Source organism: Avibacterium paragallinarum (assembly GCF_011765605.1).
Classification (GTDB): Bacteria; Pseudomonadota; Gammaproteobacteria; order Enterobacterales; family Pasteurellaceae; genus Avibacterium; species Avibacterium paragallinarum.
Genome location: NZ_CP050316.1, coordinates 1,620,149 through 1,645,317 on the forward strand (window position 1 = coordinate 1,620,149; position 25,169 = coordinate 1,645,317).

General features: G+C 38.5%; 38 protein-coding genes and 3 tRNA genes. 22 read left to right on the plus strand and 19 right to left on the minus strand.

The window, feature by feature from the left end; translation table 11 throughout:
• Positions 1 to 8: 8 nt before the first annotated feature.
• The 15 genes from bet to HBL79_RS07810 all read left to right on the plus strand — a co-directional run bounded on the left by bet (position 9) and on the right by HBL79_RS07810 (position 8,621).
• Entirely contained in the window at positions 9 to 788 is a 780-nt protein-coding gene (bet, locus tag HBL79_RS07740; protein ID WP_035689246.1) for a phage recombination protein Bet, read from the plus strand.
• The gene (locus tag HBL79_RS07745; RefSeq protein WP_046097549.1) at positions 785 to 1,417 is read left to right on the plus strand and encodes a YqaJ viral recombinase family protein; all 633 of its coding nucleotides are present in this window, start codon (positions 785 to 787) and stop codon (positions 1,415 to 1,417) included. Before bet ends, HBL79_RS07745 begins: the two co-directional genes overlap by 4 nt.
• Positions 1,405 to 1,884 carry a single-stranded DNA-binding protein gene (ssb, locus tag HBL79_RS07750; protein WP_035689249.1) on the plus strand — a complete coding sequence of 160 codons (480 nt, stop codon included), beginning with the start codon at positions 1,405 to 1,407 and terminating at the stop codon, positions 1,882 to 1,884. Before HBL79_RS07745 ends, ssb begins: the two co-directional genes overlap by 13 nt.
• Before the next feature lie 86 nt (positions 1,885 to 1,970).
• Entirely contained in the window at positions 1,971 to 2,288 is a 318-nt protein-coding gene (locus HBL79_RS07755) for a hypothetical protein (protein WP_051128139.1), read from the plus strand.
• A complete protein-coding gene (locus HBL79_RS07760; RefSeq protein WP_051128140.1) occupies positions 2,285 to 2,680 on the plus strand; it encodes a hypothetical protein in 396 nt (131 codons plus the stop codon). The genes HBL79_RS07755 and HBL79_RS07760 overlap by 4 nt, the downstream gene beginning before the upstream one ends.
• A 59-nt stretch (positions 2,681 to 2,739) precedes the next feature.
• Positions 2,740 to 3,636, plus strand: a complete 897-nt coding sequence (gene rdgC / locus HBL79_RS07765; RefSeq protein ID WP_035689252.1) for a recombination-associated protein RdgC — start codon at positions 2,740 to 2,742, stop codon at positions 3,634 to 3,636.
• Positions 3,633 to 3,842: a hypothetical protein gene (locus tag HBL79_RS07770; RefSeq protein ID WP_046097478.1), complete on the plus strand. Its 210-nt coding sequence runs from the start codon at positions 3,633 to 3,635 to the stop codon at positions 3,840 to 3,842. Before rdgC ends, HBL79_RS07770 begins: the two co-directional genes overlap by 4 nt.
• A 14-nt stretch (positions 3,843 to 3,856) precedes the next feature.
• Positions 3,857 to 4,201: a hypothetical protein gene (locus HBL79_RS07775; protein WP_017807489.1), complete on the plus strand. Its 345-nt coding sequence runs from the start codon at positions 3,857 to 3,859 to the stop codon at positions 4,199 to 4,201.
• A gap of 1 nt (position 4,202) precedes the next feature.
• On the plus strand, positions 4,203 to 4,508 hold the full coding sequence (locus HBL79_RS07780; protein WP_046097479.1) for a Y16D family protein: 306 nt from the start codon (positions 4,203 to 4,205) through the stop codon (positions 4,506 to 4,508).
• Positions 4,509 to 4,519: 11 nt separating this feature from the next.
• Positions 4,520 to 4,759 (plus strand): hypothetical protein, encoded by a 240-nt coding sequence (locus HBL79_RS07785; protein ID WP_046097480.1) that lies wholly within the window; start codon positions 4,520 to 4,522, stop codon positions 4,757 to 4,759.
• A gap of 16 nt (positions 4,760 to 4,775) precedes the next feature.
• Complete coding sequence (locus HBL79_RS07790) at positions 4,776 to 4,994, plus strand: hypothetical protein (protein WP_046097481.1); 219 nt, start codon at positions 4,776 to 4,778, stop codon at positions 4,992 to 4,994.
• 64 nt (positions 4,995 to 5,058) lie between these two features.
• Positions 5,059 to 5,559 carry a hypothetical protein gene (locus tag HBL79_RS07795; protein ID WP_046097482.1) on the plus strand — a complete coding sequence of 167 codons (501 nt, stop codon included), beginning with the start codon at positions 5,059 to 5,061 and terminating at the stop codon, positions 5,557 to 5,559.
• Between the two features lie 108 nt (positions 5,560 to 5,667).
• A complete protein-coding gene (locus HBL79_RS12485; RefSeq protein ID WP_244300904.1) occupies positions 5,668 to 6,456 on the plus strand; it encodes an antA/AntB antirepressor family protein in 789 nt (262 codons plus the stop codon).
• 240 nt (positions 6,457 to 6,696) lie between these two features.
• Complete coding sequence (locus HBL79_RS07805; protein WP_052716802.1) at positions 6,697 to 7,293, plus strand: N-6 DNA methylase; 597 nt, start codon at positions 6,697 to 6,699, stop codon at positions 7,291 to 7,293.
• A gap of 236 nt (positions 7,294 to 7,529) precedes the next feature.
• Entirely contained in the window at positions 7,530 to 8,621 is a 1,092-nt protein-coding gene (locus HBL79_RS07810) for a tyrosine-type recombinase/integrase (protein ID WP_035688611.1), read from the plus strand.
• 40 nt (positions 8,622 to 8,661) lie between these two features.
• Here the strand turns inward: HBL79_RS07810 and HBL79_RS07815 are convergent.
• The 3 genes from HBL79_RS07815 to HBL79_RS07825 all read right to left on the minus strand — a co-directional run bounded on the left by HBL79_RS07815 (position 8,662) and on the right by HBL79_RS07825 (position 8,939).
• Positions 8,662 to 8,748: transfer RNA gene (locus HBL79_RS07815), tRNA-Leu, on the minus strand.
• Between the two features lie 30 nt (positions 8,749 to 8,778).
• A tRNA-Cys gene (locus HBL79_RS07820) sits at positions 8,779 to 8,852 on the minus strand.
• Positions 8,853 to 8,863: 11 nt separating this feature from the next.
• Positions 8,864 to 8,939: transfer RNA gene (locus tag HBL79_RS07825), tRNA-Gly, on the minus strand.
• A 315-nt stretch (positions 8,940 to 9,254) separates the two neighbouring features.
• Between HBL79_RS07825 and HBL79_RS07830 the strand changes: the two genes are divergently transcribed.
• The 3 genes from HBL79_RS07830 to trxA all read left to right on the plus strand — a co-directional run bounded on the left by HBL79_RS07830 (position 9,255) and on the right by trxA (position 11,818).
• On the plus strand, positions 9,255 to 10,364 hold the full coding sequence (locus tag HBL79_RS07830) for a methionine biosynthesis PLP-dependent protein (protein WP_035688666.1): 1,110 nt from the start codon (positions 9,255 to 9,257) through the stop codon (positions 10,362 to 10,364).
• 17 nt (positions 10,365 to 10,381) lie between these two features.
• The gene (locus HBL79_RS07835) at positions 10,382 to 11,377 is read left to right on the plus strand and encodes a 2-hydroxyacid dehydrogenase (protein ID WP_035688641.1); all 996 of its coding nucleotides are present in this window, start codon (positions 10,382 to 10,384) and stop codon (positions 11,375 to 11,377) included.
• Between the two features lie 117 nt (positions 11,378 to 11,494).
• Positions 11,495 to 11,818 (plus strand): thioredoxin, encoded by a 324-nt coding sequence (trxA, locus tag HBL79_RS07840; RefSeq protein WP_035688643.1) that lies wholly within the window; start codon positions 11,495 to 11,497, stop codon positions 11,816 to 11,818.
• A 372-nt stretch (positions 11,819 to 12,190) separates the two neighbouring features.
• Here trxA and HBL79_RS07845 read toward each other — a convergent pair whose 3' ends face one another.
• Together HBL79_RS07845 and ispB are read right to left on the minus strand one after the other, a co-directional pair.
• The gene (locus HBL79_RS07845) at positions 12,191 to 12,934 is read right to left on the minus strand and encodes an epoxyqueuosine reductase QueH (protein ID WP_035688645.1); all 744 of its coding nucleotides are present in this window, start codon (positions 12,932 to 12,934) and stop codon (positions 12,191 to 12,193) included.
• Positions 12,935 to 12,958: 24 nt separating this feature from the next.
• On the minus strand, positions 12,959 to 13,930 hold the full coding sequence (ispB, locus tag HBL79_RS07850) for an octaprenyl diphosphate synthase (protein WP_035688646.1): 972 nt from the start codon (positions 13,928 to 13,930) through the stop codon (positions 12,959 to 12,961).
• Positions 13,931 to 14,167: 237 nt separating this feature from the next.
• Here ispB and rplU point away from each other — a divergent pair, with 237 nt between their 5' ends.
• From rplU to cgtA, 4 genes are all read left to right on the plus strand, one after another.
• Positions 14,168 to 14,479, plus strand: a complete 312-nt coding sequence (gene rplU / locus HBL79_RS07855; protein ID WP_046097483.1) for a 50S ribosomal protein L21 — start codon at positions 14,168 to 14,170, stop codon at positions 14,477 to 14,479.
• Between the two features lie 20 nt (positions 14,480 to 14,499).
• Complete coding sequence (rpmA, locus tag HBL79_RS07860) at positions 14,500 to 14,757, plus strand: 50S ribosomal protein L27 (RefSeq protein WP_017805010.1); 258 nt, start codon at positions 14,500 to 14,502, stop codon at positions 14,755 to 14,757.
• A 164-nt stretch (positions 14,758 to 14,921) separates the two neighbouring features.
• Entirely contained in the window at positions 14,922 to 15,842 is a 921-nt protein-coding gene (locus tag HBL79_RS07865; protein WP_035688648.1) for a DMT family transporter, read from the plus strand.
• Positions 15,843 to 15,850: 8 nt separating this feature from the next.
• Positions 15,851 to 17,023, plus strand: a complete 1,173-nt coding sequence (gene cgtA, locus HBL79_RS07870) for an Obg family GTPase CgtA (protein ID WP_035688649.1) — start codon at positions 15,851 to 15,853, stop codon at positions 17,021 to 17,023.
• Between the two features lie 280 nt (positions 17,024 to 17,303).
• Here cgtA and HBL79_RS07875 read toward each other — a convergent pair whose 3' ends face one another.
• From HBL79_RS07875 to HBL79_RS07935, 14 genes are all read right to left on the minus strand, one after another.
• Positions 17,304 to 17,681 (minus strand): hypothetical protein, encoded by a 378-nt coding sequence (locus HBL79_RS07875; protein WP_046097484.1) that lies wholly within the window; start codon positions 17,679 to 17,681, stop codon positions 17,304 to 17,306.
• A 70-nt stretch (positions 17,682 to 17,751) separates the two neighbouring features.
• On the minus strand, positions 17,752 to 18,093 hold the full coding sequence (locus HBL79_RS07880; RefSeq protein WP_046097485.1) for an Imm8 family immunity protein: 342 nt from the start codon (positions 18,091 to 18,093) through the stop codon (positions 17,752 to 17,754).
• Positions 18,090 to 18,656, minus strand: coding sequence for a hypothetical protein (locus HBL79_RS12370; protein WP_051128124.1), 567 nt, complete (start codon positions 18,654 to 18,656; stop codon positions 18,090 to 18,092). The genes HBL79_RS07880 and HBL79_RS12370 overlap by 4 nt, the downstream gene beginning before the upstream one ends.
• 93 nt (positions 18,657 to 18,749) lie before the next feature.
• Positions 18,750 to 19,121, minus strand: a complete 372-nt coding sequence (locus HBL79_RS07890) for a hypothetical protein (protein ID WP_035688655.1) — start codon at positions 19,119 to 19,121, stop codon at positions 18,750 to 18,752.
• Positions 19,122 to 19,201: 80 nt separating this feature from the next.
• Positions 19,202 to 19,399, minus strand: coding sequence for a CDI toxin immunity protein (locus HBL79_RS12615; protein WP_418883991.1), 198 nt, complete (start codon positions 19,397 to 19,399; stop codon positions 19,202 to 19,204).
• A 262-nt stretch (positions 19,400 to 19,661) separates the two neighbouring features.
• Positions 19,662 to 19,910 (minus strand): DUF7683 domain-containing protein, encoded by a 249-nt coding sequence (locus HBL79_RS07895; RefSeq protein ID WP_241431807.1) that lies wholly within the window; start codon positions 19,908 to 19,910, stop codon positions 19,662 to 19,664.
• On the minus strand, positions 19,907 to 20,008 hold the full coding sequence (locus HBL79_RS07900; protein ID WP_241431808.1) for a colicin E3/pyocin S6 family cytotoxin: 102 nt from the start codon (positions 20,006 to 20,008) through the stop codon (positions 19,907 to 19,909). Before HBL79_RS07900 ends, HBL79_RS07895 begins: the two co-directional genes overlap by 4 nt.
• 125 nt (positions 20,009 to 20,133) lie before the next feature.
• Positions 20,134 to 20,346, minus strand: a complete 213-nt coding sequence (locus HBL79_RS12490; RefSeq protein ID WP_306172456.1) for an Imm41 family immunity protein — start codon at positions 20,344 to 20,346, stop codon at positions 20,134 to 20,136.
• 86 nt (positions 20,347 to 20,432) lie between these two features.
• Entirely contained in the window at positions 20,433 to 20,681 is a 249-nt protein-coding gene (locus HBL79_RS07910; RefSeq protein WP_035688657.1) for a DUF7683 domain-containing protein, read from the minus strand.
• On the minus strand, positions 20,678 to 22,768 hold the full coding sequence (locus HBL79_RS07915) for a colicin E3/pyocin S6 family cytotoxin (protein WP_046097486.1): 2,091 nt from the start codon (positions 22,766 to 22,768) through the stop codon (positions 20,678 to 20,680). The genes HBL79_RS07910 and HBL79_RS07915 overlap by 4 nt, the downstream gene beginning before the upstream one ends.
• Before the next feature lie 85 nt (positions 22,769 to 22,853).
• Positions 22,854 to 24,131 carry a hypothetical protein gene (locus HBL79_RS07920; protein WP_035689299.1) on the minus strand — a complete coding sequence of 426 codons (1,278 nt, stop codon included), beginning with the start codon at positions 24,129 to 24,131 and terminating at the stop codon, positions 22,854 to 22,856.
• Positions 24,103 to 24,411 (minus strand): hypothetical protein, encoded by a 309-nt coding sequence (locus HBL79_RS07925; RefSeq protein WP_035689303.1) that lies wholly within the window; start codon positions 24,409 to 24,411, stop codon positions 24,103 to 24,105. Before HBL79_RS07925 ends, HBL79_RS07920 begins: the two co-directional genes overlap by 29 nt.
• A gap of 276 nt (positions 24,412 to 24,687) precedes the next feature.
• Positions 24,688 to 24,978: a barstar family protein gene (locus tag HBL79_RS07930; protein ID WP_035689306.1), complete on the minus strand. Its 291-nt coding sequence runs from the start codon at positions 24,976 to 24,978 to the stop codon at positions 24,688 to 24,690.
• A complete protein-coding gene (locus HBL79_RS07935; RefSeq protein WP_051128143.1) occupies positions 24,969 to 25,154 on the minus strand; it encodes a ribonuclease domain-containing protein in 186 nt (61 codons plus the stop codon). Before HBL79_RS07935 ends, HBL79_RS07930 begins: the two co-directional genes overlap by 10 nt.
• Positions 25,155 to 25,169: the final 15 nt, after the last annotated feature.

Below are 25,169 nucleotides of genomic sequence, written 5' to 3' on the forward strand. Positions count from 1 at the left end.
ATTATACGATGACAACAGCACTTCAAACCTTAACAAATAAACTCGCTGAACGCTTTGAAATGGGCAGTAGCGAAAATCTACCACAAACCCTAATGGCAACTGCCTTTCGTGGGCAAAATGTAAGCCCCGACCAAATGACCGCCCTACTGGTTGTTGCTAACCAACACGGCTTAAACCCTTGGACAAATGAAATCTACGCATTCCCAAATAACGGTGGCATTGTGCCGATTGTCGGCGTGGATGGTTGGTCTCGCATTATGAACGACCACCCACAATTTGACGGTATTGAATTTACCTTTAATGATGATAACAGTTGCACCTGTAATATCTACCGCAAAGACCGCACTCGCCCAACAACAGTTACGGAATATATGATCGAATGTAGCCGCAACACGCAACCGTGGAAATCGCACCCAAAACGAATGTTACGCCACAAAGCGATGATCCAATGTGCAAGGTTAGCTTTTGGCTTTACTGGTATTTATGACCAAGACGAAGCTGAACGCATTGTAGAAAATCAAAAAGAACCGTTAAATGTAACGCCAAAACCGAATGTGATTGAAGGGCAAGCAGTCGAATTAGCCACATCTGAACAAATCGACACCCTCAATCAGCTTATTCAGCTCACGAACACTGACACTGAAAAAGCCTTTGCCTACTACAGTGTGCAAAGTATTGAGCAGTTGTCAAAAGCGAAAGCGGAGCATTTTATCAAGACCCTTAACGGGCGATTAGATGAATCTGCACAAAATGACAACAACAAGGCGAGCGAGGAAGTTCCACTATGATAGACGGTTTGATCACCCTTGATTGTGAACAAGGTTCGGAAGAATGGCTAACCGCACGGTTAGGCATTCCTACCGGTACGGGGTTCAAAAATATCGTTCGAATAAGCGGTGATAGATCCGCTACCTATATAAAATACCTTGCCGAGTTGGTCGAAGAAAGCATTTTAGGTTTACCTGATAGCCGTTATAAATCTGATTATATGGAGCGTGGCAACCAGCTTGAACCGCTTGCACGCGGTGCTTATGAGTTCTTGACTGGCAACAAAGTACAGCAAGTCGGCGGCGTGTACCTTGATGAGAAACGAGAAGTAATGGTTAGCCCTGATGGACTCATTCCCGAACTGAAAAAAGGGTTAGAAATTAAATGCCCGAAAATGAGCACACACATTACTTACATTATTGAAGGGGGCATACCGCTTGAATATGTTATCCAAGTGCAAGCGAATCTGTGGGTAACAGGCTATGAAACGTGGGATTTCGTCAGCTACTGCCCCGAATATCAAAAGCAGCCGCTTTATTTATTCACGGTAGAACGAAATCAAGCATTGATGGAAGCGTTTGATTACCATATTCCCGAATTTTTGACCGCACTTAAGGCACTTAAAGGAGAAAACCAATGGCAGGCATAAACAAAGCCATCATCGTCGGCAATTTAGGCAACGATCCAGAAATCCGCACAATGCAAAATGGCGATCAGGTTGCAACAATCAGCGTGGCGACATCAGAAAGCTGGACGGATAAACAAACAGGCGAACGGCGAGAACTCACCGAATGGCACAGAATTGTACTTTATCGGCGGTTAGCGGAAATTGCAGGGCAATACCTCAAAAAAGGCTCAAAAGTTTATGTGGAAGGTCGTATCAGAACCAGAAAATGGCAAGATCAACAAGGCATTGAGCGTTACACCACCGAAATTCAAGGCGATGTATTGCAAATGCTAGACAGTCGCCAAGATGGACAAGGTGCGCAAACAAACGCACCACCACGTCAAACGCAATCAACAAAATCCAATGCTTATGCCAACGCTAAAAACGGCAACTACACGCCACCAGCGCAGAATAATGGTGATGAGCTAGATGATGATATTCCGTTCTAAGTTGTCTAATTTAGACAATTCTAGACAAAATCTAGACAATTTTTTAGACAAATGCCCTCAGTTGAGGGCTTTTTTACGAGGTAACAATGAACACAGACCTACTCAACGAACGAGCAAAAACGCACGGCGATTTTATCAGCGGTGCAGAAACCTTTTATCACCTGATGAAACCGATTATTGACAGCCAGCTTTTTGAACGCAACAAAGTCAAAGCCTACGCCGCCACAATGATTGCCGCCAAACTTACCCGAATTTGCAACGGTGATGAAAACTTCCCCGACCACTGGGACGACATTATCGGCTACGCTCAATTAGCAACGGGCAAGCAATTTGAGCCAACTTCGGCAGTAAGTCTGCCTTTTGCTCAACATATTCATCCAGACTTAGGAGGAGAAAACATATGATTATCGAAATACCAACAACAAAACAAGTTAATATCAAATATATAAAACTAGTAATCCCTGTTAGATATGACGACGAAGATATCCCTTATAATTTTCCGTTGCGCGATGGTGATCAATGGTGCGGAATAATTGATTTAGATGCATCTAAAATTGAAAACTGGCCAGAAAACCATCCCGCAAAAATGAATATGAAAATCTGTGATGAGGGAGAATATTATTTACTAGATGAAAATAAAAATGTTATTAGCTCACTGATTAATGATTATATTCCTGATTGTTTACCTAATGATTATGGCGATTATATTGATTTACATATTGATGAAGCGGGTAAGGTTACCAATATGCCTAACAAATTAATATTTGATCAGTTCTTTGGTGGTTGCAGTGAATGATCATTAAAAATTCATAAAATTTAACCGCTAAATAGCGGTTTTTTATTGGAGAAAAGAAAATGTTTTGGTTTAAAAATGCAATGATTTACCGCTTAACAAAAGCGATGGATTTTTCCAACCTCTCAAGCCAACTTGAGGCCTGTGAATTTACGCCTTGCGGTAGTAGTGAGGCAAGTAAATTTGGCTGGATTGCACCACTTAGCACGAGTGAACAGCTCTGCTTTGAGGCAAATGGGCAAATCCTACTTGTGGCCCAGCGAGAAGAAAAAATCTTGCCAAATTATGTCGTAACCAAAGAGCTAACTAACCGAGTAAAAGCGTTAGAAGAAAAAGAAGGGCGTAAACTCAAAAAAGTCGAAAGGCTGTCTATTAAAGATGATGTGGTTGCCTCTCTTTTGCCTCAAGCCTTTACCCGTAGCACCTACACCGCACTTTGGATTGATACGCAAAACCAGTTGATTTATGTGGACGCGGCTTCCGCTAAACGAGCCGAAGATGCATTAGCGTTACTACGTAAATCCCTAGGCTCATTGCCAGTTATTCCACTCGCCTTTGCAAATGACGCATCGCTAGTTATGACAAACTGGGTAAATGAAGCACCTGATTGGCTAACCGTGCTGGAAGAAGCCGAATTGACGGGGTTAAAAGAAGATGGCATAGCTAAATTTAAGCGACAAGATTTAGATAGCAACGAAATTTACTCATTACTTGAGGCGGGAAAAGTGGTAACAAAAATCGCTCTAGAATGGGAAGGGAATTTAAGTTTTGTACTTTGTGATGATGGCACACTCAAACGCCTTAAATTTGCTGATGAAATCAAAGAGAAAAATGATGACATTGCCAAAGAAGATATTGCTCAATGCTTTGACGCGGATTTTTTATTAATGGCTGCAACCATTTCAGAATTAACTAAGAGATTGCTCAATGAATTTGGTGGAGAAAAGGAAAGAGTATGAACATTATAAAACGCTTGGCAGCAAAAATATTAAAAGCTGAAATTAATGCTTATGCCAAACAAATTGCTGTATTAGAAGACGCAATCAGCAAGCAAACTAAACAAATGCTCGGCTTGCAAAAAATTATTGAAAATCAAAAAATCGATATTCTTGAATTAAGAAAACAAGCACAAAAACGCCCGCACTTTAAACGTAAAAGAAAATAATTGGAGAAAATATTATGACTTTTAAAATTGACTCTGGTTGGTTTTTATTAGCTTTACTTTTAATTGCAACAGCACTTGTCATTTTAACCATTAATTCCGTAGGTATAGGCAAGGCTTATATTACTCAAGCAAATGCTGGTGAGAGTAATCTCGGTCTTATTTTTGCTTGGTCTTATTATGTGATCGCCTTTGTTTTTGATTACTTAACGAGATTATTTGGTTGGCTTGCTATTCTGTTTTTTTGTGCCTCGATATTTGGGTATCGAATAGAAATCAGTTCGCATAATTCAGAAAAAGAAATGCAAGAGGCTCACCAAAAACACGCAGAACATTCAACAGGGAAACAAATGGAGAAATAAAATGCACCCAGAACTTATTGTTTGTGCTGCCATTAAATTTATTGAGCGAAACCAAAAAGAGATTAACTTAGGTAGAAAAGGTACTGAATTAATTATTCCTATGGTTCGTCATTATTCACCTGATGGCAGAGATGTTATTGAAACCCTTGAAAATAAAGAACTTGCAGAAGTTGAACAAGGATTTCTTACTAATAAAAGTCGGTTTGTAGATAGAAAAGAAGCATTAAAAATCGCAAAAGATAATAATCAAATTAAATTTGATATTGGTTATGAATCAGATGAATTGTATTCAGAAATGCTTTATTAAGGGAAAATAAAATGGGGAAAATCATTACTCATACCGTCACTGTTGATGTTGACGTTGATGTAGATATTGATCTTGATGATTTAGATCTTTCGGATTATATGCCAGATATAACCTTACAAGAGTTTTTCTATCACCGGTGTGGCAACTTAAATTTTGTTGCTATTGAAGCAATGCGGGAGCTACGAGCCTTACAAGGTGAAAAAACAAACCTTATCAAATTATTTGAAGAATTGACTGGTGTTTATTTGTAGTAGAAAAGGAGAGAGTATGAAGCTATCAATATTTAAGCCACAAGAACCTGACTTAATTATGGGAGATGGTAAAAAAAATATTATTTTAGAAAAATCACGCTCATTTGGTTGGGATATAGTCCGAGAAACAAGATACGGCTTGCCACTGGATGAAATAAAACAAGTACACGCATATCAAATTAAATATCGTGATATTAGCCCTAAAAATTTATTGATTGTGCCAGTGGAGGATTGATTATGGAAATTAAAGAAACCTTACACGTACGAGACTTTATATCTAAAATTCACAGGAGAACAAAATGATCACCTATCAACAACTTTGTGACCAACAACAAAAATATAACGAAGAACTCACCAACCGCCGCCATAAACTACGCCATCTAATCGGTGAATACTGCCAAGCAATTAGCGATGATTTAGGATTAACAGGCAAAACCTACCGCGGCGTCATAAATGATGAGTCCGCCACCTCACCATACATCAAACTCCTTGAGCTTGAAAGTGGTGAAAATCAACATATTCACATAATGGAATTGCCTGTATCTTTTGATAACCAAAACAATCCACAGGCCCTTGCTGGTATTGCAATCACCTTAGAAAAATCATCAAATACCTATCCCAAACAAAACTTATTTTTGCGTACTGAATTTAAACTTGAAAAAAACCAACTCAGTATTTGTTTTATTGATTTTGAAGAAGCGTCAGTGATTAACGTGGATTTAAATACAGACAATAAATTTAACTATGCTGTAGAATGCTATAAACAAGCCGTAATGCGAACCTTTTCGCTAAAAAGCTAAATTTATTGACACCGCCCCGCCCTTTAATTTAGGATATACCCACTTTCAAACGAAAGTCGGGATTGGTCTCCTGAATATTCACAGGGCGGTAAATGATAGGTCGCCTATATGGTGGCTTTTTTTATAGCCGAAAATCAGCAAATCTACCTTTTTAACAAATTTGTTAAAAAGCTCAATGGTGGGCTGAATGGAAGTCCGAAAGGACGCCGTGTACCTGTGAGAGCGGTAAGACCAATTCTGTTCAGCTCATCACCAATGATTGGTCTCTGCGGTGGTGAATATAAAAATTTATTCACAGGAACAATCAAAATGACAAATTCTAACTTAATCCCAGTCTTCAACGGTTTAATTGCAAATCAACCCGTACAACTCTGTAATGCTCGTGAACTACACGCATTTGTAGAAAGCAAACGACAATATGCTAACTGGATCGCAGAGCGTATATCAGACTACGGCTTTGTTCAAGACGAAGACTACATCATCGTCACCGAACGCACCAACGGCAGACCACGCAAGGAATATCACATCACCCTTGATATGGGCAAAGAACTCGCAATGGTCGAACGCAACGAAAAAGGGCGACAAGTTCGCAAATACTTCATCGAGTGCGAACGTAGAGCTTTGCAACCACAAGATAACGAATTATTGCAACTATTAATGCGGATCTACTGCTACGGCTTGCAATATTCTGATTATCAGCGTGCAGTACTTGAGACCTCTCTCAATGATGAGGTAGGGAAAGGCAAGTTGATCGGTGATTTCTGCACAGAGGGCGAACCCGCACAAAAAGGCTTCTTGTTCGTCTTCACGCCAAACATCGAGCAAGACTTACAACAAGCAAGAGAAATCATCAATCGACACGTTAAAGCCCAACATAAAAAACGAACCGAGTTTTAACATCTAATCCAAAACCGACCGCACTTTAAAAAACGTGTGGCGGTTTCGTTCAACCTAAATTCAGTGAAAAGGTGAAATTATGTTCAGAATTTTAATGATTATCGGCTTGTTGTGGTGTGCGTACGAACTTGATTTGAGGGCTGACTGCGATGGGCATTATTGCGGAACAGCCACAGATTTAATCACAAAAAATTAACGCAACCCAAGCCTACGTTGTAGGCTTTTTTATTAGGAAACCCTATGGAAAAACTCACCAAATCCAAAGCGAGGGTAAGAGAGTTTGGCGAGGTGTACACACCTCAAAAACTGGTGCAAAAAATGACCGCACTTTTACCCGAAGAGAGCTTTGATCCTGAAAAGAAAATCCTCGAACCCAGCTGTGGCACGGGGAATTTTTTATACGACATTCTAAACCGCAAGCTGTGCAAAATCCTCGTAGGTCCAAAGCGTCCTTATTACAAAGTGCTGAATATGTATCAAGCACTAGCGAGCGTGTACGGCGTAGATATTCAACTTGATAACGTGATTGAATGCCAATCTCGCCTCAAATCCCTATTTTACGAACGCCTCGCAATGCTGCACGTTAAGCCTTTTGACTATTTTGTCGATCACGTCTTAATTAACAACATCAGACTAGGAAACGCCCTTGAGGACGCATTCACCTTTATTGATGTCGAGATCGTTTTCAAAGATCGTGATATAGGTATTAAGGTAGAGAAAGATAGCTTTTTGCTTAGCGAATATGAATGCCATTTGCAACAGAACACCTCTCAACTCCAAGCCGTGCGATTGCTGGCATTTGAAGATGAGATAGGGATTACTAGAAATGCAACCTAAGGCTAAAAAGCCTATTTTATTGGAGGGAATATGGAAGAAACCCTAACAATTTCAGAGGTCGCCAGTAAACTCAAAATGAGCTATGGAGCAGTTTATGCTCATCGCTTTCATTGGGGATTTTTTCAAATGGAAGGATCTCGAGTATGGCGAGTAAGTAAAACAACGCTTGATCAGAAACGGCAAAACACGCAAAATGTTTGCCGATTAGACGATCAGGTCGGCGATAAGGAGAAATTATGCCGATCAGAAAAAATGAATTCGGTGTATGGCAAATCGATATTACCACACCGAGCGGCCAGAGAATTAGACGCTCTGCTCAAACAACTGAAAAGAAATTAGCCCAAGAGTTACACGACAAGCTAAAACACGAATATTGGCAAGTCGAACAGCTCAATAAAAAGCCTGAAAGAACCATCGAAGAAGCCCTTGTGCGGTTTCTTGAGTCGTCAAAAGGGCAAAAAAATCTCAATGCAAAAATCCGCCATACGGAATATTGGCGATCTGTGCTGGCAGGGCGAACGCTTAGCTCTTTAACAACTGATGATATTGTCAATAATCTCCCCACCCACAAAATCAGTACGGGAGAAAAGCTATCATTATCCACACAAAACCGCTACCGTAGCTCTATAATGCGAGTGTTATCGCTTGCACAAAAAGCAGGTTGGATCGACCATATCCCTTATGTACCACGCAATGCAGAGCCAAAAGTCAGGGTAAGATGGATCACACAAACGCAAGCCCTGAACTTGATCAACGCATTGCAATTAGAGTGGATGAAAGACGTTTGCACTTTTGCATTAGCAACAGGAGCAAGAATGACCGAAATTTTATCGCTGACCTGGGATAAAATCGATCTTTCTCGCAATATTGCCATTGTCAGTAGCGATGTTGCCAAATCAGGGCGTGCAAGATCCTTATTGCTCGGCAAAGATGCCTTAGCCGTAATCGAAAAACGGCAATCCCAACGCCTCTCTCGTTATGTGTTCCACCGTGGACGAGATAAGCAAATCAAAGAAATTAGCTATCCTGATTTTAATCAGGCACTTAAAAAGTGCAACATCAGTGATTTTCGATTTCACGATTTACGCCACACTTGGGCAAGTTGGCACGTTCAAAATGGCACACCATTGATGGTTTTAAAAGAGCTAGGCGGTTGGGAAACACTTGAGATGGTAAAACGCTATGCCCATCTTAATGCCGACCATTTACTGAGCTACGCAAATCACGTCAAACTTACGTCAAAGTGCATTTTAGACACTACAAAACTTGACGCTGAAAATGATATTTTGGAGGGAGAGCCAGAAAAGAAAAAAGCCGTAAGTTACTGATTTGAAAGGATTAACTTACGACTTAATACTAAATCCTTAATGGTGCCCGAGGGCGGACTTGAACCGCCACGACTCGAAAGTCGAGGGATTTTAAATCCCTTGTGTCTACCGATTTCACCACTCGGGCTGAGTGATATTGCTGACTGCGGTTGCATTATGGAGGCGTGTCCCGGAGTCGAACCGAGCTACATGGATTTGCAATCCAGTGCATAACCGCTTTGCTAACACGCCGTAGCGTAAATTGGAGCGGGAAACGAGGCTCGAACTCGCGACCCCGACCTTGGCAAGGTCGTGCTCTACCAACTGAGCTATTCCCGCTTTCGCTGCAACACATTCGCTGTCAGTGGCGTGCATTTTACTGACTTATAAAAATCTGTCAATGCTGTAAATTAAAAATTTTATTTAATCGCACAAAAAAAGCTCACAACGAAATCATTCTGCTAAAATAATGGCGTTTTGCGTTTATTTTTAATGCAACATATTTTTTCACGCCCACCTCTTAATTTGTTTAAAGATAAAATCTACTTTAAAGCCTTATCGCTTTATGCCAAAATGAAACTAATTTCTATCCGTGCTTTCTATTTCATTGAGATTAAAAGTGCGGTCAGTTTTTTTGTATTTTTTGAGGATTTTATGACACAACAATACCATATCGAAACTCTACTCGCACAAGCAGGCAATCGCACAGATGAAAGAACAGGCGCAGTTTCCACGCCTATTTTCCTTTCTACCGCCTATGGTCATCACGGTATTGGGGAAAGCACGGGTTATGATTACACCCGCACGAAAAACCCAACGCGCACTGTTTTAGAAGAAACCATTGCGAAATTAGAAGGCGGTGAACGCGGTTTTGCTTGCGCTTCTGGTATGGCGGCGATTCAGTTAATTATGCAATTATTCGCCGCGCCCGATGAATGGATTGTATCGAGCGATGTATATGGTGGAACTTATCGTTTATTGGATTTTGCTTATAAAAATACCCACGGAGTAAAACCCGTTTACGTGAACACCGCTTCATTAGAAGCGATCGAGCAATCAATCACGCCAAATACCAAAGCGATTTTTGTGGAAACGCCATCAAATCCGTTAATGGAAGAATGTGATGTGCCAGCCATTGCAAAATTGGCGAAAAAGCACAATTTATTACTTATTGTAGATAATACATTCTTAACGCCGGTGCTATTCCGTCCTTTGGAATGTGGCGCGGATATTGTGATCCACAGCGGAACAAAATATATCGCAGGGCATAATGATGCCTTAGTGGGCTTGGTGGTTGCTAATGGGCAGGAACTTTGTGATCGTCTATTCTATATTCAAAATGGTGCGGGAGCAGTGCTTTCGCCATTTGATAGCTTTTTGACGATTCGTGGAATGAAAACCTTGGCATTGCGAATGGAACGTCATCAAAAAAATGCGCAAGAACTCGCGAAATTCCTTGCTGAACAGCCACAAGTGAAAGATGTACTTTACCCAAACAAAGGGGGAATGCTCTCTTTTCGTTTGCAAGATGAGGCTTGGGTAAATCCGTTCTTAAAAGCCATTAAATTGATTACTTTTGCGGAAAGTTTAGGTGGCACAGAAAGTTTCATCACCTATCCAGCTACGCAAACCCATATGGATATTCCCGAAGCGGAGCGTATTGCCCGTGGCGTGTGCAACTGTCTGTTGCGTTTTTCTGTAGGCTTGGAAGACGTGGAAGATCTGAAAGCCGATCTCCGCCAAGCCTTTGCTCAATTAAAATAGTGAAATGAGAGGCAACGATGAAAATTGCAGTGTATAGTACGAAAAATTACGATCGCAAATATTTTGAACTGGTGAATGTGAAATACGGCTTTGATCTGGAATTTTTCGATTTTATGCTCAACGAATCCACCGCAAAAATGGCAGAACATTGCGATGTGGTGTGTATTTTCGTGAATGATGACGGCAGCCGAAAAGTGTTGGAAAAACTCGCCGCACTTGGCGTCAAAATGGTGGCATTACGTTGTGCGGGCTTTAATAATGTGGATTTAAAAGCCGCACAAGATCTTGGTATTAAAGTGGTGCGTGTACCCGCCTATTCCCCTGAAGCGGTAGCAGAACATACCGTTGGCTTAATGCTCACCCTAAACCGCAAAATCCACCGTGCTTATCAACGCACTCGTGAAGCGAATTTTTCCCTTGAGGGATTATCTGGCTTCAATATGCACGGGCGAACAGTTGGCGTGATCGGCACAGGGAAAATTGGCATTGCCGTAATGCGTATTTTAAAAGGGTTTGGTATGCATATTTTGGCTTACGACCCGTTTAAAAATCCTGTTGCGGAAGAATTGGGTGCAGAATATGTTTCGCTTGATGAATTATATGCCAGATCGCAAATCATCACCCTGCACTGCCCTGCTACGCCAGAAAACTATCATCTACTCAATCGCGATGCTTTTGCCAAAATGCGTGATGGCGTAATGATTATTAACACCAGCCGCGGCACGTTGATCGATACACAGGCGGCGATTGATGCCTTAAAACAGCGTAAAATTGGTGCATTAGGAATGGACGTGTATGAAAACGAGCGAGATCTTTTCTTTGAAGATAAGTCGAATGAAGTGATTCAAGATGATGTTTTCCGCCGTTTATCTTCGTGCCATAACGTGTTGCTTACAGGACATCAAGCCTTCTTAACGGAGGAAGCACTAACCAGTATTTCTAACGTAACCTTAGAAAATATTTACAGCCTAAAAACAGGCAAACCTTGCCCAAATTTAGTGCTGCCCTCTTAACTTTTAGCAATTACATTGATTAGTGATGATAGCTTGAATTTATGCTATCATCGCCCCATATTAAGGAAAACGCCATAGCCTATGGCGAATTAGATAATAGAAAATAAGGAAAATAAAATGAGTGAAGTATTACATACCACTGACGCTACTTTCGAAGCTGATGTTTTAAGATCAGATGTGCCTGTATTATTAGATTTCTGGGCGCCTTGGTGTGGCCCTTGTCGTATGGTTGGCCCAATTCTTGATGAATTAGCGGCGGAATTAGGCGATAAAGTGAAAATCGTGAAAATCAACATTGACGAAAACCAAGCAACACCAGCCCAATTTGGCGTTCGTAGCATTCCAACTTTATTAATGTTTAAAGAAGGAAAAGCCGTAGCAACCCAAGTGGGTGCATTACCTAAAAATCAATTAGCCACATTCATTGCTCAAAATAGTTAAGTCTAATATATGATCTGCCCCTAAAAAGTTAGATGACATTTTAATTCAAGGACTGAGTTCTATATTCCAGCGGACTCAGTCCTTTTCACTTCATTTGAATACACTCATTATTGTAGTCGCGAATCCACTCGTGAATCACTTATTAAAGCTGTTCATATGATTAAATTTGGCAATCCAGCGATTTAACATTTTTTCGGTAAGTTGAAAATACTGGCGAGTAAGTGAACGATTTTTTCCATTTTGAAGATAAAAGTCGAGCAGTTACTGTTTGAAACGTTGAGTACATTAGTCATAAAAAAATCTGCCCTTAATCAGTTGGTTGTTTAGTCCAACTTTTGGGGGCAGATCATTTTTTAAGGATTTTTTTCTTAATTAATCATTGGAATAATACAACTTCCCAATCTCGATTTTTTGTCTACCGTTGGCTTCTCGCCAGCGGTTGGTATCGCGTAAAGAGTACACACAGCCACAATATTCTTGTTGGTAGAAACGTTCGCGTTTGCTGATTTCGATCATACGCTGTGAACCACCGCCTTTACGCCAGTTGTAGTCCCAATATTCTACATCGTCATATTTCGCTGCGGCACGGTGTCCGCAGCCGTTAATTTGATTCATATCTTTCCAGCGTGAAATGCCTAAACAGCTCGTAAACACAGGGAAACCATTTTCGTGCGCATATTGTGCGGCTTTTTCAAAACGCATATCAAAGCACATTGTGCAACGAATGCCACGTTCTGGCTCATCTTCCATTCCTTTAGCTCGGTCAAACCAATTTTGGCGGTCGTAGTCAGCATCAATAAATGGAATACCAAATTTTTCTGCGAAACGAATATTTTCTTCTTTACGAATTAAATATTCTTTCAGCGGGTGAATGTTGGGATTGTAAAAATAAATGGTAAATTCAATGCCTGAAGCCAAAATCGCTTCCATCACTTCACCCGAACAAGGGGCACAGCAAGAATGGAGCAATAGTTTTTGGTGTCCGTTTGGTAGGGTTAATTTTTCACGCACAAAAGGCGCGTTCGGATCTTTTTTCGCTTTACGCGAAGTGCGGTGCGATTTTTGCGAAAATTCCACCGCACTTTTGTTGGTTTCGTGATTAGTTTGTTGTTCCATAATAAATAATAGCTAAAAATAAAATTAGGTTGTTCTATCCACAGATAAATAAGCCAAAGAAATCAGTGCTTGTTTATACTCACTTTCAGGCAAAATGGCAATGGCATCAATGGCTTTTTGCGCTTCTTGTTTTGCTCTTTCGATAGTATAGGCTAATGAGCCGTGCTGTGCCATTATAGCTAACACTTGCTCAAGAATATCCCGGTGTCCGCCCTGCTCAATGGCATTGCGAATGAGCTGACGTTGGGTTTCATCGCCGTTGTGCATTGCGTGTAATAAAGGCAAGGTTGGTTTGCCCTCGGCTAAATCATCGCCGATATTTTTGCCTAAGGTTTGGGCATTGGCTTGATAATCCAGCACATCATCAATAAGTTGAAACGCCGTGCCTAAATAGCGTCCGTACTGTTGTAACGCAAACTCTTGCGCTTCGCTCGCCCCAGCCACAATGGCGGAACATTGGGTGGCAGCCTCAAATAAACGTGCGGTTTTGCTATAAATAACACGCATATAGCTTTCTTCTGTGGTGTCAGGGTCGTTCATATTCATTAATTGTTGCACTTCCCCTTCCGCAATCACATTGGTGGCATCGGACATTATTTTTAGAATTTTCAGCGAGTTAGTATCCGTCATTAGCTGAAAAGAGCGAGTATAAATGTAATCGCCTACTAACACGCTGGCCGCATTACCAAATTCACTATTGGCGGTTGGCTTGCCGCGACGCATTTCTGATTCATCAACCACATCATCGTGTAATAAGGTGGCGGTATGGGTAAATTCAATGAACGTTGCACAGGTAATATGCTGTGTCCCCTGATACCCCAAGGCTTTTGCCGCAAGCACAGAGAGCATTGGACGAATGCGTTTCCCACCGCTTTGAATGAGGTAGTAACCTAACTGATTAATCAACGAAACATCGGAGTTTAATTGTGCCAAAATGGTGGCATTCACTTGTTGCATATCCTCGCTAATTAACGCTTGGATTGCCTTAATATCCATAAGTTTGCTTTTCTCTGTCATTGCGAACGTTCATTATTATCTTAAAAGTGCGGTTGATTTTACCTGATTTTCTTCGCTTTCTGAAATCAATCACGCATAAATCTAACTTTTTTTATTTTATTGCAAATAAATTCTTGCTATCGGCATTGTTTTTCCGTAGAATTTGCGACCTATTTATATGAATTTTGATGTGCGAAATGACTTAAACATTAAAGCACAATATCTAGCGGAGTATTTATGTACGCAGTTTTCCAAAGTGGCGGTAAACAACACCGAGTAAGCGAAGGTCAAGTTGTTCGTTTAGAAAAACTTGAAATTTCAACTGGCGAAAGCGTTGAATTCGACTCAGTGTTAATGGTCGTTAATGGTGAAGATGTTAAAATTGGTGCGCCAGTTGTTGATGGTGCGAAACTAGTGGCTGAAGTGGTTTCACACGGTCGTGGCGATAAAGTTAAAATCGTTAAATTCCGTCGTCGTAAACACAGTCGTAAACAACAAGGTCATCGTCAGTGGTTCACAGAAGTGAAAATCACTGGGATTCAAGCATAATTTCAGAGGAGATCAAGTAGATGGCAACTAAAAAAGCTGGTGGTTCAACTCGTAACGGTCGTGATTCTGAAGCTAAACGCCTTGGTGTTAAACGCTTCGGTGGCGAATCAGTATTAGCAGGTAGCATTATCGTTCGTCAGCGTGGTACAAAATTCCACGCAGGTGCTAACGTAGGTATGGGTAGAGATCACACTTTATTCGCAACTGCTGATGGTAAAGTAAAATTTGAAGTGAAAGGCGAGAAAAATCGCAAATACGTTAGTATCATCGCTGACTAATTTTACAAATAGACAGAATAAAATGCCTCACAGTTTCGTGAGGCTTTTTTTATTTATACTCATTCAATCTTAATGAAATCCTAATTTAACCTATTCAACGTGCTGGCATACTTGGCATAGCAACTTGAAATTACGCAAAGATCCCATATTAAGGAGGAAATGTAATGAAACAACAGCCTTTACTTGGATTTACATTTGCCTTAATCACCGCAATGGCTTGGGGATCATTACCCATTGCACTAAAACAAGTGGTGAGTGTAATGAGTCCACAAACCATCGTTTGGTATCGCTTTATTGTGGCGAGTTTAGCTTTATTTCTCTTACTTGGCGTAACGAAAAAATTACCGAAATTATCCGAATTTAATAAATATTATGTCGGGCTGCTCGTGTTTGGCATTATTGGGCTGGCGGGAAATTTCTCATTATTTAACACCGCACTTAAATTTGCCGAACCCTCAGTAACGCAAATATTTATCCATTTGTCTTCCTTTGCAATGTTACTTTGCGGTGTGGTGATTTTCAAAGAAAGGCTGGGCTTGCACCAAAAAATCGGTTTAGGAATTTTAATCGTCGGACTGGGACTGTTTTTTAATAATAAATTTGATCAATTTACTCATCTGAATAATTACCTAATTGGGATTTTACTGAGCATTTGTGCCGCACTCATTTGGGTGGCTTATGGGCTTGCACAAAAATTGATGTTACGCAAATTCACTGCACAACAAATTCTGTTGATGTTTTATTTCGGCTGTGCCGTCCTCTTTACTCCTTTCGCTGAATTTAATCAAGTGAAAGAACTAAACGGCTTAACGCTAATTTGCTTTATTTACTGTTGTTTAAACACATTAATCGGCTACGGTGCTTACGCCGAAGCCTTAAATCGTTGGGAAGTGGCGAAAGTCAGTGTGGTGGTAACCCTCGTCCCTTTATTTACTATTTTATTTTCCCATTTGCTGCATCTTCTTGACGCACAAGATTTTGCTGCACCAGAACTTAATAGCCTGAGCTATATCGGAGCGTTGGTCGTCGTGCTTGGTGCGATGTTCTCAGCAATTGGACACAAATTTATAAAGAATAAGAAATAGGAGAAAAAATGAAGTTTATTGATGAAGCCTTGATTCGCGTTGAGGCTGGTGATGGCGGAAACGGCTGTGTGAGCTTCCGCCGCGAAAAATTTATCCCCAAAGGGGGGCCTGACGGTGGTGATGGCGGAGATGGTGGCGATGTGTATTTAATCGCCGATGAAAACCTGAATACCCTCGTGGACTACCGTTTTGAAAAGCGTTTTGCCGCTGAACGTGGTGAAAATGGTCGCAGCTCAGATTGCACAGGTCGCCGCGGTAAAGACATCACCTTACGCGTACCAGTGGGAACAAGAGCCATTGATAACGATACCAAAGAAGTGTTGGGCGATTTAACCAAACACGGAGCAAAAATGCTGATTGCCAAAGGTGGCTATCACGGTTTAGGCAATGCCCGTTTTAAATCTTCCGTAAACCGAGCACCACGGCAAAAAACCAACGGCACAGCGGGTGAAAAACGTGATTTGTTATTGGAATTAATGTTGCTCGCTGATGTGGGAATGCTTGGCTTGCCAAATGCAGGAAAATCTACCTTTATTCGTGCTGTTTCCGCAGCCAAACCGAAAGTGGCAGATTACCCATTCACCACCCTTGTGCCAAGTTTAGGCGTAGCTCGGGTTGATGAAAACCGTAGCTTTGTAATTGCGGATATTCCAGGCTTGATTGAAGGTGCAGCTGAAGGGGCTGGCTTAGGTATTCGTTTCTTAAAACATTTAGAGCGTTGTCGCGTCCTCATTCACCTTGTGGACATCAACCCAATTGATGGTAGCGATCCTGCGGATAACATTGCCATTATTGAAAGCGAGCTTTTCCAATATAGCGAAAAACTTGCCGATAAAACCCAATGGCTCGTGTTTAACAAAATCGACACAATGTCCGATGAAGAAGCACACGAGCGAGCAAAAGAAATCCTTGAACGCTTAGGTTGGGAGGGCGATTATTACCTCATTTCCGCTGCAACAGGAAAAAATGTGCCAGCACTCTGCCGTGATATTATGGATTATTTAGACGCTCACCCAAGAGAGGAAGAAAAACAACCAGAGAACCCAGAAGAAGTGAAGTTCAAATGGGATGACTATCATCAAGAACAACTTGCTGAACATCAATTTGATGAAGACGATGAAGATTGGGACGATTGGTCGGAAGACGATGAGGAAGGGGTAGAAATTATCTATAAACCTTAGCTGTAAAAGATCAGACTTAATCTGACAATTCACTATAAAAAGTGAGCGTTTCCCCGTTTAGAATATGAGTATTCAAATCAATCTAAACAAAGAAGGAAACGCTCAAGTTTTATTCTAACAATATCTCATCATTATATCCTATCATACCAAAAGCATCTTTATTCCGTGATTTCATATTTGCATGAATATCTTTCGGCACTTCTGCTTCTAAGTATTGGTTAAATATATCCGCAATAAAATGGCATAATTAATTCTGTGATACCATTCTTTCATCTCTAAACTATATAACACTTGGGGAAGTGCTTTCCTTTACCCATTTAAGATTGCTGGTGTCAAGGTTTGAGGCTTCAGGATTTTTCACCACCTTGCCCGTGCCTTTTTCCTCATAATGCCCTTCTTGATGGCTCATTCCAAAACTTGCCCCTCCGCTCATCGCTTGGCTTGAAGAGCGGTTTTGAATGTCTTCCGCTGTGAGATGATTGGTGGCAAGTTCGCTGTGGTTGGCATTTTGGCTTGCAATCGATCCGCCTTTAAGGTGAACCTGATTCGCGTTAATGTGATAGCCGCCTTCTTCAGCAAACAAGCCCGATTGTTCACTCACTTGACGGTAGTTTTCACTGGCTCGGTCGGCACTGAAGCCTATATTACCCCCCCCCACGCGTTGCCAAAGCTGATGCCAGTGTCACTTTGTAAGAGGAACTGTTTAACAAAATTCGGTTCATTACAATTTAATAATCTTCATATTCCCATTTAAAATACTTTCTTAATTTATTTAATACCTCATTCCAAGAGTACCCATATATAGAGTTTACAAATAATTTTATTTCTTTCTCTAATTCATCAATGTCATCAATGTCAACAATTATACTATTATGTCCTAATAATATTTTTTTTTCTTTTACATAATCAATATTGTAAATAAATACATCAAAATAATCTGCTCCATCTTTTAGTCTTTCTCCAATGGAAAGAGTTAGTTGTAGAATATAAGATTTTTCTAACATCTTTAATTGAGCATCATATTTACTTGGGAAATAATAATTAATTTCTTTCAAGTCAGCAAATATCATTTTTTATCCTCAATATTAATGTGTAAATTACTTTCAGAAATAAACGTTCCATTCTCATCTTGATGACCTCTTTCAAAATTTGCTTGTACTCCAGTAATTGCATATTTAGAATGTTTTTTCGTTGTTGGTGGTCTATATAATCTTGTACCATCGGCACTGAGTAAACCTCCTTGAGAAGTTTTTGTTGCTCCATCTCCAACCCAATCTATCCCCAGTATTTCCGCTTCTTTTGACGTTATAGTTCCTTCTACGGTTTTATTATCATAACCAAATGCCGAATGCTCTAAAATTGGTCTTTTACTTACTATATTTTTTAAGTTTTCCTTTTGTAACTCTGCTTTTAATTTTGGATACAATGCGACATTCTCAGCCCCAGAAGAAATATGAATCTTCGATGTTTGATTTTCATAATTCTCCGTTTTTCCAACAACTGGCAATTTACTATTCGCATTCGCGTTGGATAATTTAAATTTACCTAAACTATCTTTTGTTATTAAACCTGTTCCGCCTATTGCTGCACCTAATTCTATTGCACTCAATCCAATTTTTGTGCCACTTGACAACTGATTAAAGCTGTTTGCATTTTCTTGCTCAACTAGTGTTGATGAGCCAGTTTGTTGAGCCGTTAAGCCTGAAGCTCTGGACCTATAATCTACTTAACTTGGGCATTGGTGTGAGTTATATGTATATTTTAAAACAGTATTAATATCATTATTATATATCTCAATTAAATTGCCATCTTTGCAGTAATAATTGGAATTAACTTTTAAATAATTATACTTTTCTAGGAATTCTTCATATTTTTCTTTATCTCCTGAGAAAGTGATAACTATTTTATAATATTTAAACCCATCTATATCTATTATATTCTTTGATAATCCCTCTTTGTTAAGTTGATATAGTAGTCTTTGACCTGCTTGAGATTTATATTCTAGACTTCTACTTTCTTGACTACAAGAATGAAATAAAGTAATCATAAAAAATACTATTAGAAAAAATAACCCCATAAAGCCATTTATCTTTACCATTTTTTCATTACCTCTCCATCAAAATAAGCAGCTGAGATGGAATAAATTGCTTTAGAAAAAGGGTAGTTTGTTCCCCATTTCTAATTTTTATTAAAAACTATTCTAAAAATATCATCTGGAAATAACCTGTACATTAAGATATCTTGATTTAAGATAATAATCTTTGTTGATAAGCATACAATATCATAAATATTATTTATAATAGATTTCATATCACTCTCAAATAAAGGTATGTCTATGTTATCTGTCAATATATAAAAGCCCCCTTTAAGATTCATTCTTTTTAACTCTTCAAAATTAACGTCTTTAAAATTTTCTGAAAAATAAATGCTATTCACATCTCCATTAGTAAATTTTAACAGTAATTCTGATACGTATTTTTTTCAGGATAATCGATAATTCTGATATTATGATTTAATGTTTCTATAACCTCATCAAATAAAGACATTTTTTACCTATTTAGTTGTTTTAAGATTTTCTCAAAATCTTTCTCATTTCCGTCAAAAGGGATAACTTGTTGATAGCTTTTTTCTTTAAGATCTATTTTTGATAACAAGATGCATAAAATGATACATCTTTATCACTATATAAAGAAACTAGGTGTTTCCCTCCTAAATTAATAACCTGTTCTTTATTTAATACATATACAAAAACAGCATGTTCATCGTCATCATCAGGCTTGATATAACGAATAGCCTCTTCATCAGATAATGTTATTTCATATGAATCGATTAATTCCTCTGTTATATTATCAAAAACGTTTATATATCTAGTTACTTCATAAATCATGGTTCTATTCTCCTTGTTGGATCTGCACTTTTTATTTGTTTTCCTGTTTTAAAATCAAACTCACCTAAATGTTTACCTCTCTTATTATATTTTTCCATTGTTCCATGCTGAGAATCCCATTCATAAATATTTCCCTCACGATCTTTCCAGCTAGCAAGTTATTTACACCCATCTTGAACAGATGTTTTCCCTTTAGTTTTGATTGAATCTTTAAATTTTTTATTTATTCATGATAAAAATGGTCATTCAGATTTATTTCTGAATCAGTAAATATAATGTATTTAAAGCGTTCATATCTATCATAAATATTCATATCATCTTTGTTTGATACTATAAATACATTCCAGTCAGGAATTATCAATAGTTGAATTATACGCATTATGCCAATTAAGATATCTTGATGAGCTATATGTGTTTTTCTATATTCATAAGCGATTTTTAGTAGATCTTTTTCTAGTTTCCAATATTTTTAATCCTTTATGAGATTAAGATCTTTATCATATGCTACTTTGTTTCTCATATCTACTTTTGAAAACAAGCAGCATAAAATGATACATCTTTGTTATTATATAAAGATACTAAATGACTTCCTCCCAAATTAATAACTTGTTCCAGATTTAACATATACATACCAGCAATAGCATAACGATCATCATCATCAGGATTAATATAAAAAATAGCTTCTTCATCAGGTAACGTTATTTCATATGAATCTATTAATTCCTCTGTTACATTATCATATACTTCTATATATCTAGTTACTTCAATCATGGTTCTATTCTCCTTGTTGGATCTGCACTTTTTATTTGTTTTCCAGTCTTAAAATCAAATTCTCCTAAATGTTTACCTCTCTTATTATATTTTTCTATTGCTCCATGCTGAGAATCCCACTCATAAATATTCCCTTCTTTATCTTTCCAACGATCACGAAGCGTTCCTCCCCCGCGAATAGGAGTTTTAGGATTCACTCTAGTTAAATCTTTAAATCCTGTTATCTCTTCTTTTTTAGGGGCTGGGATATATTTCCAATCTTTATTATTAATATTGGGGTTCTTAGCCTTTTTCGCAAAAGAATGCTGGTTACTAGGCGTTAATCCTTCTTCTCTTCTCAAGAACCTTGCTGTATCTAATCCCAGCTCTAACCCTTTTTCAAATAACGTTTGTTGTTCATTTAATGCTGAAATGGTTTGGTTATTCTCATTTTCAACTAATGTTAAAAACCGAGAACGTTCTTCAGAAGATAAGCCTGATAACCAACCTGAAAGTAAATCTGCTTTAGTGTAAGCTAATTCCGTACCGCTATTAATGGCATTTTTTACCGTCAATCGACAAGTTGCATCACATTCAGCTAAAAGTTCATCACGTTGCTGTTGGCTGAGTTTGCTGTAATAGTCATAAACTTCACCGACATTTTTACCCTCTTTAATTGCCCGTTCTAAGTCTTTATAAAAGGCTTGAACATCTTTTGGTGAGAGGTAGTTATTCTCCACCGCCCTCTTAGCCGTCTCAGCCCCAGCCACACCACTAAGGAAACTTCCGCCTTGCTTTTCACTGCTTCCATTCGCTTTCGCTGTAAATGCTCCCGCTAAGCCGCCTGCCAGTTGGCTTAGGCTGCTGATAGTTTCTTTTTCACTTGCCGTGAGTTCACTCGGGGCTTTGTTGTATAGGGCTTTGGTGAGATATTGTGCTGTTGCTTCCCCTGTTACGCCCGCTATCGCACCAGTAAGTGGGTCTTTCCCCGTAACTTGAAATTCCACCGCAGAAAGCAAGGCGTGAGCCATGAGGTTGGCGGCTTTTTCTTTTGTGCTGTCGCCCTCTGTGAGCTTGTGAATTTCTCGGTTGAGGTAAGGCGAGGCGAGAGCGGTGATTGCCCCCGCTTTGTCCTGTTGCACCGCACTTTGTAATGCCGCCGTGACTGCCCGAATCGCCATCCCTTTTTCACTGCCTAGCCCAAATTCTTGGTCTAACTGCTGCTGTAAGGCTTGCATTTGTGTGCCTAAGGCTTTTGCTTGTGGGCTGTCTTTGCCGTATCTTTCTTCCGCTTGGAATTTTTCTAAACTCAGTTTATTCAACGCTTCGCGTTTCTCAAAGGTGGCAATACTTATTCCGTTATCAACGATTTCCCCTATCACTTTCGCCATTTCTTGCTGTTCTTGCACCTTTTGCAAGTCTTGTTTTTGCACTTGTTCGTTGGCATTTTTTGTGTCACGAGAAAATGCGGTCAGATTTTCTGGCGTTTTTGTTTGGATTGTGATGTTTTGGCTTATGGCTGATTTCGTGTGGCTTCGACTGCTCTCGTGCCTATTCCCCAATAAACTCAAGGCACTGCTAAGGGCTTGCATTGGGTTGATGCCGCCACTTCCCGCACTGATGCTCGCACTTTCCGTTTTTATCTCGCTGTGGTTTTCAATATCCGTGCTTGAAATCGAGTGCGTTTGCAAACGGTTTTTACTTGTTTCCGCCTCGCTTTCAATCACCCCGCCATTCAGTTGGGTGTGCTGATGAACCTTAATATTCATTCCCTCTTCACCCACTGAAATCCCTGCTTGTTCATTGACTTGGGCATAATCCACTTTCGCCTTGCTGTAAGCCGCATTCACGGAAGCCCCGCCGCCTGAACCATACGCAACCGAGCCACTTGCCCCTGCACTCACTTGTTTTGATTCGTATTTTTCGCGGTCTTGTCGGCTGGTAATGTTGAGGTGTTGCACCTCTGCCTCAAGACGTTTGGCTTTGAGGTTAGCCGCATCAAGCGTAAGCCCTCCCGCTTCACTATGAATGATGACCTTCTCCGCTGTCAAATGGCTATTTTGCCAACGCTCGCTATCTGAGTTGGATTTGCCTTTCGCTACATTCACTGAGCCTTCAATGCCAAAGCCATAGCTGTTGCCATTGGTGCCGACAAGAGTTAATAGCTCTCACAAGGAAGTTTAGCATACTGTATTATGCCCCTGATATTTTACTTAATATCTCAGGTGCAATATTTACTCTAAATCTACTATCTTTTTCACAGAATTTCAGAAATTCAATACCTAAAGTAGGATCATCGTTTAATGCAATTAGACCAAAGCCAATATCATCATGTGGATATAATGCAATTTGTAATTCTGGATTAATAAGAAAACAGGTTTGACCGATAATATTGTTAAATGATAATTCCATTATTAACTCACAAAATGATATAGAGGTATTATAATCAAAGCATAAATTCAATAAATTTATATTAATATTTTTTTTACTAGAGAGTTTTTCTGTAAAAGGTCTAAGCAAGTTATTTTCTTTAGCATTTTTGTATGTGTCGATATAATTAATTAACTCTTCACTTATCGCACCATTATCATAGTACATTAGAGAACTTAGTAAAAAAAAATGATTAACTTCAAACTTGAAGAAGTTATTAAAAAGGGATGTAGATTCTTTTACTAGCATATTATCTCTTTTATTTTTCGCTTCAAAACTACCAACCCAGTTTTTACTCTTTGAAAATGAAGAGAAATTAATGTTTTTTAAATTGACAATTTTGTTGGTTTTAAAAAAGTGTTTTTTTTGTTTTACTGTGTTTTCATAGTCTCCATGTTTGTATATAGAGAAAATTTTTCTAATTCCCCCATTGTTTAATGTTAATAGATATCTCATGGACACAAAACATTTAAAGTTATTAAATTTAGAAAAAAATTCTATAAAATTAAAAGATGTTTCTAGATCTTCATTTAAACAAAATATATCAAAACCTATACCTCTTGGAGATAATGCTATATTTAAACTTGGGTTTATTATTAAAAAATTTCCTATTAATAAGCTAATATCTGAGAATAAATCTATTGCCATAGTCAGTTTAGATATGGAAATAATATTATCCCAATTAAAATCTAGTCGGCACAAACCAGAATGTAATAAATTCTCATAAGAGATTTTAATAACCTCATCCCAATTATTATGGATTAAGTTTTTTTTTAGAGCATCAAAATATAAATCAGAATATTCTCCTAAGTCTGAAAAATTATCTTTTTCATCATAAGCAAGTGTGTTTAATGAGAAAAAAGACATGCTATCTTTTTCAAAAAACTTACAGAATAAGTCCATAGTTAAATCTATACCTCTTAGAGAGTCACCTCCTATAAAATTAATATATCCAACCCATGATTTACTATTTTGCAAAAAGACAAAGTCAATATCATTTAGATTAACATTATTATTTATCAATTTTGATAATTTTTCCATCGCTTCTTCCTATAGTTATTTTTCTTGTTTTATTTGGGGTATCTTTTCCGATACCAACTTTCCATTCTCCATTTTTATCAGAATGCTGTGTTTCACTTTTTTCCCATATTTCTCCTGTATATCTATTTTTTAATCCTTGATTTCCTTTTAAACGAAGAAAATCTTCAGGATTTGTATCAGGTGTTCTCACAATATCACCAATACTAGAAGAATTAACTTTTTGTTTAGGTTTATCGATATAATTGGTTGAATGTAAGATATTATCTTTCCAATCCCCCACCTGAACTTCACTTCCAGATAAAATATGTCCTGTTTTATCTTGCTCTAGAATTGGGCTTCCGTCTGTATGCGAAGGAATATTAACATCAATAGGAACTCCACCTGTATTATTCGGTAATTCATTATCAATGATTTGATTTCCGCCCGTGTGGCTTTGAATTGGTTTATTTTCTAATTGATTTCCTCCTGTATGAGAGGGAAGTTGTCATTTGACTTTATACTTAGTATTAATAAAGCTGATTTTTACGAAAAAAAATTATTTAATTATTGTTAAATGTCATTTAACGGATACAGATATTAAATGATCTGAACTTAATTTGTTTTTGATTATTCCTAAATTATAAGAATATATAATATCAATTACATTAAAAAAAAACTTTCTTAGCTCATTATTCAAAAAATTATAATTTATAAAATTTATTTTCTTTCCTCCGAGTAATCCAATATAGTCCCATAATGCATCTAGATTTTTACCAAAATAGATACCAAATTCTTTTTCTTGCGACATTAGTTGCGTATAAAAATCTAATTCACATCTAATTTTGTTTAAATCAATAATTATTTCCATTTTCCAATATCCTTAAATGACTCATAATGATCATTTGTGATAAATAATAACCCGTCATTAGAATATAATAACCTTGTCCCTGGTTGTTTATTTCTTCCAGCTTGATTATTAATACCAAGATCTACTTCTCTCCAAACTCTTCCCTCTGAAATTGGTAGTTTTTTATCTCTATTCAAAAATATATTACCACT

Bases quoted from the DNA above. Each gene is read 5' to 3' on its own strand.
- HBL79_RS07830 (WP_035688666.1), top strand. From the start codon at position 9,255: ATGACACAACAATACCATATCGAAACTCTACTCGCACAAGCAGGCAAT.
- HBL79_RS12615 (WP_418883991.1), bottom strand. From the start codon at position 19,399: ATGAATCTTAAAGGGGGCTTTTATATATTGACAGATAACATAGACATA.
- trxA (WP_035688643.1), top strand. From the start codon at position 11,495: ATGAGTGAAGTATTACATACCACTGACGCTACTTTCGAAGCTGATGTT.
- HBL79_RS07900 (WP_241431808.1), bottom strand. From the start codon at position 20,008: ATGGAAAAATATAATAAGAGAGGTAAACATTTAGGTGAGTTTGATTTT.
- HBL79_RS07755 (WP_051128139.1), top strand. From the start codon at position 1,971: ATGAACACAGACCTACTCAACGAACGAGCAAAAACGCACGGCGATTTT.
- HBL79_RS07805 (WP_052716802.1), top strand. From the start codon at position 6,697: ATGGAAAAACTCACCAAATCCAAAGCGAGGGTAAGAGAGTTTGGCGAG.
- HBL79_RS07880 (WP_046097485.1), bottom strand. From the start codon at position 18,093: ATGATATTTGCTGACTTGAAAGAAATTAATTATTATTTCCCAAGTAAA.
- ssb (WP_035689249.1), top strand. From the start codon at position 1,405: ATGGCAGGCATAAACAAAGCCATCATCGTCGGCAATTTAGGCAACGAT.
- HBL79_RS07760 (WP_051128140.1), top strand. From the start codon at position 2,285: ATGATTATCGAAATACCAACAACAAAACAAGTTAATATCAAATATATA.
- HBL79_RS07745 (WP_046097549.1), top strand. From the start codon at position 785: ATGATAGACGGTTTGATCACCCTTGATTGTGAACAAGGTTCGGAAGAA.
- HBL79_RS12485 (WP_244300904.1), top strand. From the start codon at position 5,668: ATGGTGGCTTTTTTTATAGCCGAAAATCAGCAAATCTACCTTTTTAAC.
- HBL79_RS07790 (WP_046097481.1), top strand. From the start codon at position 4,776: ATGAAGCTATCAATATTTAAGCCACAAGAACCTGACTTAATTATGGGA.
- rdgC (WP_035689252.1), top strand. From the start codon at position 2,740: ATGTTTTGGTTTAAAAATGCAATGATTTACCGCTTAACAAAAGCGATG.
- HBL79_RS07865 (WP_035688648.1), top strand. From the start codon at position 14,922: ATGAAACAACAGCCTTTACTTGGATTTACATTTGCCTTAATCACCGCA.
- HBL79_RS07795 (WP_046097482.1), top strand. From the start codon at position 5,059: ATGATCACCTATCAACAACTTTGTGACCAACAACAAAAATATAACGAA.
- HBL79_RS07770 (WP_046097478.1), top strand. From the start codon at position 3,633: ATGAACATTATAAAACGCTTGGCAGCAAAAATATTAAAAGCTGAAATT.
- HBL79_RS07920 (WP_035689299.1), bottom strand. From the start codon at position 24,131: ATGGAAAAATTATCAAAATTGATAAATAATAATGTTAATCTAAATGAT.
- HBL79_RS07780 (WP_046097479.1), top strand. From the start codon at position 4,203: ATGCACCCAGAACTTATTGTTTGTGCTGCCATTAAATTTATTGAGCGA.
- HBL79_RS07785 (WP_046097480.1), top strand. From the start codon at position 4,520: ATGGGGAAAATCATTACTCATACCGTCACTGTTGATGTTGACGTTGAT.
- HBL79_RS07810 (WP_035688611.1), top strand. From the start codon at position 7,530: ATGCCGATCAGAAAAAATGAATTCGGTGTATGGCAAATCGATATTACC.
- HBL79_RS07890 (WP_035688655.1), bottom strand. From the start codon at position 19,121: ATGGTAAAGATAAATGGCTTTATGGGGTTATTTTTTCTAATAGTATTT.
- ispB (WP_035688646.1), bottom strand. From the start codon at position 13,930: ATGGATATTAAGGCAATCCAAGCGTTAATTAGCGAGGATATGCAACAA.
- HBL79_RS07845 (WP_035688645.1), bottom strand. From the start codon at position 12,934: ATGGAACAACAAACTAATCACGAAACCAACAAAAGTGCGGTGGAATTT.
- bet (WP_035689246.1), top strand. From the start codon at position 9: ATGACAACAGCACTTCAAACCTTAACAAATAAACTCGCTGAACGCTTT.
- HBL79_RS07835 (WP_035688641.1), top strand. From the start codon at position 10,382: ATGAAAATTGCAGTGTATAGTACGAAAAATTACGATCGCAAATATTTT.
- rplU (WP_046097483.1), top strand. From the start codon at position 14,168: ATGTACGCAGTTTTCCAAAGTGGCGGTAAACAACACCGAGTAAGCGAA.
- HBL79_RS07910 (WP_035688657.1), bottom strand. From the start codon at position 20,681: ATGATTGAAGTAACTAGATATATAGAAGTATATGATAATGTAACAGAG.
- HBL79_RS07775 (WP_017807489.1), top strand. From the start codon at position 3,857: ATGACTTTTAAAATTGACTCTGGTTGGTTTTTATTAGCTTTACTTTTA.
- rpmA (WP_017805010.1), top strand. From the start codon at position 14,500: ATGGCAACTAAAAAAGCTGGTGGTTCAACTCGTAACGGTCGTGATTCT.
- cgtA (WP_035688649.1), top strand. From the start codon at position 15,851: ATGAAGTTTATTGATGAAGCCTTGATTCGCGTTGAGGCTGGTGATGGC.
- HBL79_RS07930 (WP_035689306.1), bottom strand. From the start codon at position 24,978: ATGGAAATAATTATTGATTTAAACAAAATTAGATGTGAATTAGATTTT.
- HBL79_RS07895 (WP_241431807.1), bottom strand. From the start codon at position 19,910: ATGATTTATGAAGTAACTAGATATATAAACGTTTTTGATAATATAACA.